The sequence below is a fragment of the Microcystis sp. M31BS1 genome, from assembly GCF_020245285.1.
Taxonomy (GTDB): domain Bacteria; phylum Cyanobacteriota; class Cyanobacteriia; order Cyanobacteriales; family Microcystaceae; genus Microcystis; species Microcystis panniformis.
In genome coordinates this window covers 1-11,681 of record NZ_JADBVE010000184.1, presented here as the reverse complement: position 1 = coordinate 11,681, position 11,681 = coordinate 1, and the positions used below count along the sequence as shown (strand labels likewise).

Below are 11,681 nucleotides of genomic sequence, written 5' to 3'. Positions count from 1 at the left end.
TAAGACTTTTAGACTTTTTTGACCTCAAAAAGTGCCAGCCATTGGAGGGATCGGGGCGAAAATTCCTGGACTTTTTCCCTGAAAATTAGGTAATTGACCGTCTGAAAATGGGTAAAACCCTACACCCCACACCCCACACCCTGCCCCCACGAAAAACTTTTTGCCGCAAACCCTACTTAAATGCGTCTTAGCTTACAATCGATACAAAATATCAACGACTAGGATTAAATGGCTACTCATATTGTTACTGGTGTCGCGGGTTTTATCGGTTCTAACTTGGCAGAAAAGCTTTTAGAACAAGGAGATCAGGTGATCGGGATCGATCAATTTAACGATTATTACGACCCCAGTTTAAAGCGCAAAAATGCCCATATTCTAGCCAAATATCCCGAATTTAAGTTAATCGAAGCGGATATACAAGCCCTCGACTGGCGACAACTGTTGCAAGGAGTAGAAGTATTATTCCATCAGGCAGCCCAAGCAGGAGTCAGAGCAAGCTGGGGTGATGGATTTCGTCAATATACCGAAAGGAATATAAATGCTACTCAAATTATTCTTGAGGCCGCTAAGGAAACCCCGTCTTTACAACGGATGGTTTTTGCTTCCACTTCCTCGGTGTATGGCAATGCGGAAACGATGCCGACTCCCGAAACCCTTTGTCCCCAACCAGTTTCACCCTACGGCATCACCAAATTAGCGGCAGAAAGACTCTGTTGGCTATATCACCAGAATTTTAACGTTCCCGTCACTGCCTTGCGTTATTTCACCGTTTATGGACCGCGGCAACGTCCCGATATGGCTTTCCATAAGTTTTTTCAATCAGCGATCGCAGATAAAGCCATCGGCATCTACGGGGATGGCAAACAAACCCGCGATTTTACCTTTATTAGCGATGCTGTAGCCGCTAATTTAGCCGCTGCCGTAGTGCCGGAAGCGGTGGGGGAGGTGTTTAATATTGGTGGTGGTAGTCGCGTGGTTTTGCTGGATGTCTTGGATACTATGGAAAAAGTCATCGGTAAACCGATCGAGCGATCGCATCAAGGACTCGCCCGAGGAGATGCCCGTCACACCGCCGCCGATGTCACCAAAGCCCGTACTATTCTAGGTTATAATCCCCAAGTTTCTTTAGCCGAAGGATTAGCCCAAGAATGGCAGTGGATTCAGGAATTATATTGTTAACGGCGGCAATATCCTTAATAATCAAAAAATCTCCCTTTTACAGGGAGATTTTGGGCAATATCTAGGGTTATCCCCCGACAAACTACACTAATTTCAGATCGGGATAATTGGCGAGAATGTCGTCTTGACTGAGAATATCACCCTCGCTTTGGGGAGTCCAAATCACTTCTACCGCTAAAAGTCGATCGCCTCCCATACTACCAATTTGTTGCAGGGCCTGTTTCAAGTCTTGGGAATCATTAATTTTCGGTAGGGAAAATTTACCGACGATGCCAGCTAAAATAGTCACCAAAATATAGCCTTCCGGTGCGCTTTTAGCTAATTCCCCAGCCGATTCGGGTAAAATATTTTCTTGAGAACCTTGACGCAGTTGATTATTGTAATTAGTTAAGGTTTCCGCCGTTAGTTTACCGCGTTCGTTGAGAGACCACTGATTAAACTTCGCTTCTGCACTGCTGAGGCTGGTTTGTTGGCAATCGACGTTACCATAAACCCAGTATTCCGGATGACGTAACAGGGCCAGGGCCGATTCTTGTAAGACTTCGACGCGTCCCTCGGAGGTGCTAGTATCGACTGTTAGGGCGATTTGATTTAATTCTTGTTGCAGATAACGGGCATTAGCCAACAAACCCACCTGTACTTTAGCCACGGAGACGGTTTCATATCCCGGTTCAACAGCCATACCGTTTTCATCACTGCCTCCACCATTACGGAAAGCATTAACGAGGAAATTGGCAATAGCAAAAAAGATTAACAGAGAAATTAAGCCACCGCCACCACCACCCCAAAAGAAGGGCAAGAGGAAGGGAAAACCAATACCCCCACCGTAACCGGGGGAACTGTAACCACCACCTCTAGAAGGGCTAATACTGCGACTAGGGGCGCGAAAACTACCGCCCCCCATTCTACCCCCCGATGCCGCCAAAGCACTGGGAATAGAACCTAAAATCAGCGTTGTCACTAATCCTAGAACTAATAGCGGCTTGGCAAGCGATCGAACTTTAGTTAAAATTTTGTCAATCATAAGAACACCGAAATACAGCAACCCTTTATTTACTAGCATAACCAGTTTCTCGGTCAGGGATAGACAAATCTTCAAATCAGTTATCAGTGATCAGTTATCAGTGATCAGTTATCAGTTATCAGTTAGAAGGTGTTGGGTATTGAGATTTTAGGGTTTTGGGGTTTTGGGGTTTTTTAGTTGAATTCCCCCATGTCCCCATGTCCCCATTCCCCCATTTCCCCATGTCCCCATTCCCCCATTTCCCCATTTCCCCATTTCCCCAAATTTATGACTTGGAATTTCTCTTCTCCGACGGATTCGGACTTAGGCGATCGCGAAGTACCCTTAGAGAGTCATCATCTCTGGGGTAAACGTATTGCTTTACTGGTAACGGGAGGGATTGCGGCCATGAAAGCGCCGCTAATTGCCCGATCTTTGCGGAAATTCGGGGCTACAGTCGTGGCTTTTGTCTCAGAAGAAGCTTTAAGATACGTCACTAAGGAAGCTTTGGAATGGAGTACGGTTAATCCCGTAGTTAGTCAATTAACGGCAAAAGCAGAACATTTAAGCGATCAATCTCCCTTTGATCTTTATTTAGTCGCCCCCGCTACCTATAACACGATTAATAAGTTTCGTTACGGAATCGCTGACGGAGTGATCACTTCATGCTTGGCCTCGGCCTTAGGACGACAGGAAAAGGGAAAAACTAAAATTCTGCTCGTCCCCACCATGCACGGCAGTTTACATAATGCTATTCTGACCGAATCTTTGCAAACTCTCGATCGCTGGGGAGTCGAGATTATGCCACCCCGGGATGATTACGGTAAGCACAATCTCCCCGGGGAAAAAGAGATTACCGTGGCAGCCTGTGGGATTCTCAGTAATTCTGTGCTGAAAAATATGCCGATTTTAGTCACTGGTGGACCCACACCCGTGATTATCGATAATATCCGTCGTTTAACCAATCGTTTTACCGGACAGTTAGGAGTCGCTATTGCAGAAGAATTATACCTGCGCGGGGCAAAGGTGCAGTTAATCCACGGACGCGGCAGCTATACACCCCCCGCTTATTTACCCCACGAAATTATTGAAACTTATGACGAGTATCTAGGGAAGGTTATGGGAGAATTAGAGAGTAAAGATTATAAATTTGGGATTTTCTCGGCAGCAGTGGCAGATTATCGCTTAGAAAGTCCTTTTTCTGCTAAGATTCCCAGTGGTGGGCAGTTAAATCTTAATTTTGTGCCGACGGAAAAAGTGATTGACAAGGTGAGAGAAAAATTTCCCGATTTAGAGATGGTGACTTTCAAGTATCAGGAGGGAGTTAGTCAGGAGGAGTTACTGGAAATCGCCCGTAAACGCCTAGAAAAGGGCTATCAGGCTGTTATTGCTAATCGGGGCGAGGAAAAGGGCGATCAAGGGGAACAGGTGGCTTATTTGGTCACAAAAGCGGCATTGGGGAAATTTATCGGTAAAAAAGCGATCGCTATTGCCATCGCCGAATATTTAGAACAGCGAGCCAAAAATGTTACAATCAAAAAAATTTAATATTTTTTAATATTAATTTGCAAAAATTTAGGGTAAGACAGTCATGGGTAACATCAACTTCGTCAAAGAGAATAAGATCGTGGTAGCGGCAGATGGGGCGAATTTACGAGAGAAAGCAATCCAGAATGGCGTTGATATCTACACTTTTGGCGGTAAATTGATGAATTGTGGCGGTTACGGTCAGTGTGGTACTTGTATAGTGGCAATTGTCGAGGGTCTGGAAAATCTCTCAGCCAAAACCGACTTTGAGCAGCGCTGTCTGAAGAAAAAACCCGAAAATTATCGTTTAGCCTGTCAAACCATGGTTAATGGTCCGATTAGCGTCCAAACTAAACCAAAATAGCACTTAAGCGTCAGCAACGCACCGGTGGGGAAAGTGCGGGGAGCGGAACCATTGAGGGGTTCAATACCGGCGAAAATTGCTCAACGGATTTAGTATGACTACTCCCTGCTCCCCTCACCGATCGCTCTGCGATCGGTGGGGGGAGCAAATTGCTCATTTTGTCATCTAGATTGCATCCTGATTGGAAACCTCTGGGTAATCTATGAGTAGGGATACTCAAACCTACTCTTCATCGGTGCGTTCCTGAGAGGGATATTCTTTTTTCTCATAAACTTTACATTATTTAATAATTGTTGTAATATTAGTTAAATAAACAAGCTTGTCACTACTCGCCATTTATGCCCATAAAATCTATATATAGCCAAAAAAAGAACTATAGAGGCAATTAAATCCTCAATTGGATTTCTCTCTATCCTTGAGTAACCACTTACTTGTCTCTTTACAAAACGAGAAGAAACCCTGATAGCATCTCCTTAACTGCCCCTGGGGAAGCAATCGGAAAAACGCCATCAATCCCTGAATATCAACCCTCAACCGACGCGCACTCATGAAAACCTCGAAAAACCACACCGATCCAGTTCGCGCCTATCTCAGAGAAATTGGCCGAGTTCCCCTTCTCAGCCATGAAGAAGAAATTCTCTACGCAAAACAGGTACAAAGATTAATTTTTCTGGAAAAAATCAAAGAATCCCTAAGGGCTAAACTCGGCAGCGATCCCAGCGATCGCCAGTGGTCAGAAGCGGCGGAAATTAGTGAAGAACAACTGCGTCGAGAATTAGGGGCAGGGGATTTCGCCAAACGCAAGATGGTAGAAGCGAACCTGCGTCTAGTGGTTTCCGTCGCCAAAAAATACCTAAAACGCAATCTAGATCTATTAGACCTCATCCAAGAGGGAACCATTGGGATGCAAAGAGGTGTGGAAAAATTCGATCCCACCAAAGGCTATCGCTTTTCCACCTATGCCTATTGGTGGATTCGCCAAGCTATCACCCGGGCGATCGCAGAAAAAAGTCGCACCATCCGTCTGCCCATCCACATCACCGAAAAACTGAATAAAATCAAAAAAGCCCAGCGTCAACTAGCTCAAGATAAAGGTCGCGCTGCCACCATTGCCGAATTAGCCGAGGAATTAGACCTAACTCCCAAACAGGTGCGAGACTACTTGGAAAGGTCCCGTCAACCCCTTTCCCTTGACTTAAAGGTGGGGGACAATCAAGACACGGAATTAGGGGAACTCTTGGAAGATACGGGACTTTCCCCCGAAGATTACACTGCCTATTCTTCCCTCCAAGTGGATTTGGAAAAACTGATGGCAGACCTCACTCCTCAACAAAAAGAAGTGATTTGTCTGCGTTTTGGTTTAGATAATGGGCAGCCCCTCACCCTAGCAAAAATTGGCGTTCGACTCAATATCAGTCGTGAACGCGTGCGTCAGATCGAACGAGAAGCGATCGCTAAATTAAGAAAACGCAAGGCCAACATTAGAGAATATCTAGCTAGCTAGGGTCTGCGGCAAAAAGTTTTTCGTGGGGGCAGGGTGTGGGGTGTGGGGAGAATAAAGCGTTCGACAAAAGCTCACGCCGAAGTCTGCCTTTTGGCCTCTGCCGACCGCCCCCTGCCTCCGTTAACGGCGACTTTTCTCAGCTATTTCTCTACTTCTTCAAGATATTTTTTCAGAAAGAGAGCTAATTTTTCTTTAGTGGCGACGGGAACAGAATCTAGACGGGTAAGAATAGCGTATTTAAGGGCAGAATGAGCGGCAGAAACGGGAGGATTAGCTACCAGACGGCGCACCGTTTCCTGGATCACTTTTTGGGCATTAATAGCGTTATGGTGTAGATTTTCGATCACCATTTCTACCGTGACATGATCGTGATCGGGATGCCAACAATCGTAATCGGTAACTAGAGCTAAGGTAGCGTAGGCAATTTCCGCTTCTCGGGCTAATTTTGCCTCAGTTAAATTAGTCATACCGATGACGGTTGCCCCCCAACTTCTATAGAGATTTGATTCCGCTTTAGTAGAAAAAGCCGGCCCCTCCATACAGAGGTATGTACCGCCGCGATGCAAGGTAACTTCCGGTAGGTTTAAACTGGCGACGGCATCCCCTAAAATGTTGGCTAATTGGGGACAAACGGGATCACCAAAGGCCACGTGGGCAACAATTCCTTCCCCAAAAAAAGTCGCTATTCTCTCTTTAGTTCTGTCAATAAATTGATCGGGAATGACTAAATCTAGGGGTTTAACTTCGGCTTTGAGGGAACCAACTGCCGAAGCGGAAATAATATATTCAACCCCTAATTGTTTGAGAGCGTGAATATTAGCTCGAAAGGGTAATTCGGTCGGTAAAAAATGGTGACTTCTGCCATGACGCGCTAAAAAGGCAACTTCTGTTCCCTCTAAAGTCCCGAGAATTAAAGCATCGGAAGGAGAACCAAAAGGAGTATCGAGGGATACTTCCCGCACATCCTTGAGGGCATCCATTTTATACAAACCACTGCCGCCAATGATGCCAATTTTTACCGTCGTCATAGTCTTGGAAAGAATTAGTTATCGTTGCCTTGATTTTACCATAATTGAGCGATTCCGTTAAGGCCTTACTTTTTCTTTTTCTTGCCCTTGAGGGAACCATTAATTAAACCATTAAAGCCATAAATTTCTTCAGTTCCCGCGATGGTAACTAATTCCACCTCTTTCGTGTCTCCCGGTTCAAATCGAACTGATGTACCCGCGGGAATATTCAGATGGGTTCCTTTGGTTAATTTGCGCTGAAACTCCAGGGCCTGATTAACTTCATAAAAATGATAGTGGGAACCCACTTGAATCGGTCGATCGCCTGTATTAGCCACAGAAATACGCAGGGTGTCGCGACCGACATTAATCTCGATCTCCCCGGATGGTGTGATAATTTCTCCCGGAATCATAACTGCTAAAAATCTCCTGTTAGTGAATGGGATTGTGAACGGTAACTAATTTAGTACCATCGGGAAAAGTCGCTTCGATCTGCACTTCCGTAATCATTTCCGGGATACCTTCCATTACCTCCTCGCGAGTTAATAAAGTAGTGCCGTAACTCATCAATTCAGCCACGCTACGACCTTCCCTGGCACCCTCGAGCATGGCGGCGCTAATATAGGCGATCGCTTCGGGATAATTTAACTTGATCCCGCGATTTTTGCGTCTTTCGGCGAGCAGTGCCGCCGTGAAAATGAGTAATTTATCTTTTTCTTGGGGCGAAAGTTGCATAGATAGGCCTTTTTTTACACAGATGCTAGGGTTATTGTAGTTCTTGGCCAGATAGTTGTAGCGATCGAGTTGTGAAAATTTATCTTGAATGTCCGGTCCTCCTATCCATTAGTCAGATCTTTCTTAACAAAAAGAGAAGAAACTTAAAAAAAGGGGAAACGATTGATAGGTATAGTTTTGAAAGAAGGAATCAAGGTGGAGGTGAGCAAAAAAAATGGAGAAATGGGCAGCCCAAGAATTACAGTATGCAGACCTAGGGGACACCAGAAGAAAGTAATAAATCTTCAAGAAGCTTTGGAATTACACTTTGAACCGCCTTGTGCAACAGTTATTCCTCAATTGCAGAAAATCACTGTACGGGCGAAGCATTTGGGCATAACCTATCGCTAAAATCCTAGATTTCCTATCCGAATGCTTCGCCCCTACCCCGACCAATGTTTAGGCTATGCTAAAATGGTGATAAAAGCATAGAATCCTATGTAGTTTAATTAGTTGAAAATGAATCAGAGAAAGTTATGTTAACAGAGATCAATATTGGCACTTTTATAAAAAGCGATCCCAAAATTCATGGAGGTTGTCCTATTATTGCGGGAACTGCTGTTACTGTACGAAGAATAGTGATCTGGTATAAATTAGGATATAGCCCTGAAGAGATTGCCGATGAAATTCCTCATCTATCTTTGGCACAGGTTTATGATGCTTTGACTTACTATCATACTAATAAAGAAACAATAGAATCAGAAATTGCAGACGAAGCTGCGGAAGCAGATCGCCTTGAAGCATTACATTATTCTCCTTCCTAATTATGAGTAGAATTAGCTTATATATGGATGAAGATTCCACAGCGTTCAAAAGGCTTTAGATAATCCGGCTTGTTTCAAAACTGCATTAGCAGTATGGCGTGATTTAATACTATTATCAACTACAAATCTTCTTTATGTCAGAGGACTATACCAAATTTCATGATCTCCTTTCCCTTGACGTTCAAAATAACATCTGGCTGCTGAGAGCATTTTTTTTAATGCAGGTGTTAAAGAAGTAGCCATCTAAACAGCGCACTCAATTGATTCTTGACGATGACTAATTAGTTCAAAAGTTATCGCTTTTTGAGGTTCAATGGTAATTAGATGATTGAGTTGTAATAATTCTGGAATTATCTGTCGTAATTTAGCTGTTAAAGCTTCGATGGTATCAGCTTCGGTGACTAATCCCGGAATATCTTCACTCTCTGCTACCCACACTTGCGCCTCTCGATCCCAAAATGCTTCTACTTGGTACGGTTTTTGATTCATGATGATTTAGTTCAAGTGAGTAGAATTAGCTTATATATTAATCAAGATTATACAGTGCGATCGCCTTTTTGACAACCCTACTACCAATCCCCAACCTTTGATGATCGCCGATGAATCGCTTATAATTGAATTAACCGCCACGCCATTAATGAACAAAGCACCCAATCCTATCCAACCCTCATTAGGTGCTGCCTAATTTTCAATTAAGTACGGGATGATAAAATATGCAATATCAAGTCAATCTCAAACAAACAGAAGAGGGATATGCCGTTTGGTGTCCTAGTTTACCTGGCTGTGCTTCTCAAGGGATAACTAAAGAAGAAGCACTCAATAATATTCAAGATGCAATTCAGTCTTATTTAGAAGTTGCTGCAGAATTAAATCAAGGGATCGAATCTTATTATGTAGAAGTTGAATTAAATCATGCCTAGTCTTGCTGGAATTAATCATCAACGAGCAATTAAAGCCTTTGAAAAAGCAGGATTTCAGATTGTTCGACAGGGAAAACATATTACCATGACTGATGGACAACATATTCTCACTATTCCAAGGGCTAATCCAATTAATGCCTATACAATGGGAACAATTATTAAAGGTTCGGGATTAACTATTGAAGAATTTAAAAAACTTTTATAAAACAATCTCAACCCATGAACGAACAACGCACCCAATCCTGTCTAAATTATGATTTTTTTGATAATTTGACTGACTAGGATTTCTCTCGGCTATCATCCCTGTGATACAAGAAAATATGCAGTATTAAAAAATCAAATCAAAGAGTAAGGGTATTATTTGCCATGAGTCAATATGTTCTACTTCGGATTCAAGTCATTCAGGAAGAATTAGAAGCCTTAAAAAAAACGGTCATTCATCAACTTGAAGGTTCTCGCAATAAGACTCAAATTAAAGGTTTATGGAAAGATGTTGTGATCAGTGATGACGATTTAGAAGAAGCTGAAAAAGCAGTTTTTCGAGATTAGTTTACATTTCATTTTTATAACAAACGCTATAGTTCTCGTCAATGATCTTTTTAAGAGTTTAAATCTTTAAAGGGATTGATAACCTGTAAGCTATTATTGATAAGTACCTAGGCAAAATTATTTACACATGACGATCATTGCCCCGTAAGGGTTTTAGCTCGATCGGGCAGGTAATTAATTTTGCATGACTACTTAATTAAACCATCTTGCATATCTTCTGAGTAGAGAATAGTTGCATCGCCTAAAACTGCACTAGCAACAATCAGGCTATCCCAAAATGAAATTAAATAGCGATCTCGTAATTTCACGGCATACTCAAGGGTTTCGAGGGAGACAGGTAAGATTTCACACCCTTGGGTAAATTCTTCAAGTAGATTTTGAATCTGTAAATTATTAAACCCTGCTTTGCGGATTAAATTTGAGCAAACCTCATTAACAACTTGTGTACTAATTATCAAGTTTCCTTGATTCGTAATATTTGTCGCTATTTGTTGCTTAGGGATGGCATTAGGATCGCTACAATTAACAATGAAGCGATACAGCCAAATATTAGAATCAATAAAGAAGGGTTGAGATTAACCAGCGTTCATTCGCTTCTTCTCTGGTAAGAGGATGGAAGTCTTCAATTTTAATCGGATTTGCTGTTAACTGGGCGATTATACCCGTTTCTGACCATTTTTGACAAGTAACCTGGGAAATTGAATTCGATTCTATAGTGAGTTTAACGCACTGTCCTTCATTGAGTTGGAGATTACCAAGAGGACGTAAAACGCCATTTTCAAAGACGGCTTCACAGGTTTGTTGCGGCATAACTCAATCCTTAATTCTAAATTACTATTATTTTAACCGATGATTGTGTCTAAATTATGATTTTTTTGATTGTTTGATTGACTAGGATTTTTTTCGGCTATCATCCCTGTGATACAATTCTGATAATCTACCCATTCAATCCCTGTACGGGCGAAGCATTCGTGCATAATCTATCACTGAAATCCTAGATTTTTTATCCGAATGCTTCGCCCCTACCCATCAATCTCCCATCCGCCATGCCATGAATGAACTGAAAAAATATCGACAATCTATTCGCTTGAAAGGCTATGATTATAGACTTAATGGAGCTTATTATATAACAATTTGTTCTTATCAGAAGCAGTATTTATTTGGCGAAATTGTTGAAGGAAATATGGAGCGAAATTTACTTGGTGATACTGTTGAAGCAGTATGGTATAGACTGCCTCTACATTTTAAGTTTATTGAACTAGATGCTTTTATTGTCATGCCCAATCATATTCATGGAATTATAGTAATACAAAATCAAGCTCTGGAAAAGGCTGCACACGATTCGCAATATCCTCACGGTACAATGCCGGAATCTTTGGGGGCTATTGTGCAGAATTTTAAATCAATTTCTACTCGTAAAATTAATCGTTTATGTGGCGATCGCCTCAAAGTTTGGCAGCGCAATTATTATGAACATATCATTCGCAATGAAGATTCTTATCAAAAAATCCGGCAATACATTCTTGACAATCCGCGAAATTGGGAACAAGACGAGAACAATCTTAATAAATTCAAACCAATGTAGGGGCAAATAACCTGTGGGGACGAATAACCTGCGGGGACGAATAACCTGTAGGGGCGAAGCATTCGGGCAATAACATATCGCTGAAACCATAAATTTCTTATCCGAATGCTTCGCCCCTACCCCGGGCAATAAACTAATAACCTTCGCCTATTATCCCTGTGATACAATTCTGATAATCTCCCCATTAAATCCCTGTACGGGCGAAGCATTCGTGCATAATCTATCACTGAAACCCTAGATTTTATATCCGAATGCTTCGCCCCTACCCCAGACAATAACCTTCGCCTATTATCCCTGTGATAAAATTACGATAATCTCCCCATTCAATCCCTGTACGGGCGAAGCATTCGTGCATAATCTATCGCTGAAACCCTAGATTTTATATCCGAATGCTTCGCCCCTACCCCAGACAATAACCTTAGCCTATCATCCCTGTGATACAATTATGATAATCTCCTCATTAAATCCCTGTACGGGCGAAGCATTCGTGCATAATCTATCACTG

17 protein-coding genes are annotated in these 11,681 nt (G+C 42.4%); 10 read left to right on the top strand and 7 right to left on the bottom strand.

Going from position 1 to position 11,681, the window contains the following annotated elements; all coding sequences use genetic code 11:
* The first annotated feature begins 228 nt into the window (after positions 1–228).
* Positions 229–1,179 (top strand): NAD-dependent epimerase/dehydratase family protein, encoded by a 951-nt coding sequence (locus tag IM509_RS10780; protein WP_002761306.1) that lies wholly within the window; start codon positions 229–231, stop codon positions 1,177–1,179.
* An 82-nt stretch (positions 1,180–1,261) separates the two neighbouring features.
* Here the strand turns inward: IM509_RS10780 and IM509_RS10775 are convergent, their stop codons facing one another.
* Positions 1,262–2,203 carry a DUF1517 domain-containing protein gene (locus tag IM509_RS10775; protein ID WP_052278575.1) on the bottom strand — a complete coding sequence of 314 codons (942 nt, stop codon included), beginning with the start codon at positions 2,201–2,203 and terminating at the stop codon, positions 1,262–1,264.
* Positions 2,204–2,470: 267 nt separating this feature from the next.
* Here IM509_RS10775 and IM509_RS10770 point away from each other — a divergent pair, with 267 nt between their 5' ends.
* From IM509_RS10770 to IM509_RS10760, 3 genes are all read left to right on the top strand, one after another.
* Positions 2,471–3,730, top strand: coding sequence for a phosphopantothenoylcysteine decarboxylase domain-containing protein (locus IM509_RS10770; RefSeq protein ID WP_052278574.1), 1,260 nt, complete (start codon positions 2,471–2,473; stop codon positions 3,728–3,730).
* 43 nt (positions 3,731–3,773) lie between these two features.
* Positions 3,774–4,073, top strand: a complete 300-nt coding sequence (locus IM509_RS10765; RefSeq protein WP_002766752.1) for a 2Fe-2S iron-sulfur cluster-binding protein — start codon at positions 3,774–3,776, stop codon at positions 4,071–4,073.
* 547 nt (positions 4,074–4,620) lie between these two features.
* Complete coding sequence (locus IM509_RS10760; RefSeq protein ID WP_002766753.1) at positions 4,621–5,577, top strand: RNA polymerase sigma factor, RpoD/SigA family; 957 nt, start codon at positions 4,621–4,623, stop codon at positions 5,575–5,577.
* A 140-nt stretch (positions 5,578–5,717) separates the two neighbouring features.
* Here IM509_RS10760 and IM509_RS10755 read toward each other — a convergent pair whose 3' ends face one another.
* From IM509_RS10755 to ureA, 3 genes are all read right to left on the bottom strand, one after another.
* Positions 5,718–6,605: an S-methyl-5'-thioadenosine phosphorylase gene (locus tag IM509_RS10755; protein WP_052278152.1), complete on the bottom strand. Its 888-nt coding sequence runs from the start codon at positions 6,603–6,605 to the stop codon at positions 5,718–5,720.
* Positions 6,606–6,670: 65 nt separating this feature from the next.
* The gene (locus IM509_RS10750; RefSeq protein WP_185236747.1) at positions 6,671–6,997 is read right to left on the bottom strand and encodes an urease subunit beta; all 327 of its coding nucleotides are present in this window, start codon (positions 6,995–6,997) and stop codon (positions 6,671–6,673) included.
* A gap of 19 nt (positions 6,998–7,016) precedes the next feature.
* Positions 7,017–7,319: an urease subunit gamma gene (ureA, locus tag IM509_RS10745; protein WP_052278151.1), complete on the bottom strand. Its 303-nt coding sequence runs from the start codon at positions 7,317–7,319 to the stop codon at positions 7,017–7,019.
* A gap of 177 nt (positions 7,320–7,496) precedes the next feature.
* On the opposite strand from ureA, the gene IM509_RS10740 reads away from it, so the two are divergent.
* Positions 7,497–7,709 carry a hypothetical protein gene (locus IM509_RS10740; protein ID WP_128575308.1) on the top strand — a complete coding sequence of 71 codons (213 nt, stop codon included), beginning with the start codon at positions 7,497–7,499 and terminating at the stop codon, positions 7,707–7,709.
* A gap of 125 nt (positions 7,710–7,834) precedes the next feature.
* Entirely contained in the window at positions 7,835–8,122 is a 288-nt protein-coding gene (locus IM509_RS10735) for a DUF433 domain-containing protein (RefSeq protein WP_052278150.1), read from the top strand.
* Positions 8,123–8,365: 243 nt separating this feature from the next.
* Here the strand turns inward: IM509_RS10735 and IM509_RS10730 are convergent, their stop codons facing one another.
* Positions 8,366–8,611: a DUF1902 domain-containing protein gene (locus IM509_RS10730; protein ID WP_012267127.1), complete on the bottom strand. Its 246-nt coding sequence runs from the start codon at positions 8,609–8,611 to the stop codon at positions 8,366–8,368.
* A 224-nt stretch (positions 8,612–8,835) separates the two neighbouring features.
* On the opposite strand from IM509_RS10730, the gene IM509_RS10725 reads away from it, so the two are divergent.
* The 3 genes from IM509_RS10725 to IM509_RS10715 all read left to right on the top strand — a co-directional run bounded on the left by IM509_RS10725 (position 8,836) and on the right by IM509_RS10715 (position 9,591).
* Entirely contained in the window at positions 8,836–9,042 is a 207-nt protein-coding gene (locus IM509_RS10725; RefSeq protein WP_002740526.1) for a type II toxin-antitoxin system HicB family antitoxin, read from the top strand.
* Positions 9,035–9,247 carry a type II toxin-antitoxin system HicA family toxin gene (locus tag IM509_RS10720; RefSeq protein WP_002732521.1) on the top strand — a complete coding sequence of 71 codons (213 nt, stop codon included), beginning with the start codon at positions 9,035–9,037 and terminating at the stop codon, positions 9,245–9,247. The genes IM509_RS10725 and IM509_RS10720 overlap by 8 nt, the downstream gene beginning before the upstream one ends.
* Before the next feature lie 161 nt (positions 9,248–9,408).
* Positions 9,409–9,591 (top strand): hypothetical protein, encoded by a 183-nt coding sequence (locus IM509_RS10715; protein WP_052278149.1) that lies wholly within the window; start codon positions 9,409–9,411, stop codon positions 9,589–9,591.
* Between the two features lie 188 nt (positions 9,592–9,779).
* Here IM509_RS10715 and IM509_RS10710 read toward each other — a convergent pair whose 3' ends face one another.
* Together IM509_RS10710 and IM509_RS10705 are read right to left on the bottom strand one after the other, a co-directional pair.
* Positions 9,780–10,151: a PIN domain-containing protein gene (locus IM509_RS10710; RefSeq protein ID WP_185236750.1), complete on the bottom strand. Its 372-nt coding sequence runs from the start codon at positions 10,149–10,151 to the stop codon at positions 9,780–9,782.
* The gene (locus IM509_RS10705; RefSeq protein ID WP_052278148.1) at positions 10,147–10,401 is read right to left on the bottom strand and encodes an antitoxin family protein; all 255 of its coding nucleotides are present in this window, start codon (positions 10,399–10,401) and stop codon (positions 10,147–10,149) included. The genes IM509_RS10710 and IM509_RS10705 overlap by 5 nt, the downstream gene beginning before the upstream one ends.
* 241 nt (positions 10,402–10,642) lie before the next feature.
* Here IM509_RS10705 and IM509_RS10700 point away from each other — a divergent pair, with 241 nt between their 5' ends.
* The gene (locus IM509_RS10700; RefSeq protein WP_185236748.1) at positions 10,643–11,176 is read left to right on the top strand and encodes a transposase; all 534 of its coding nucleotides are present in this window, start codon (positions 10,643–10,645) and stop codon (positions 11,174–11,176) included.
* Positions 11,177–11,681: the final 505 nt, after the last annotated feature.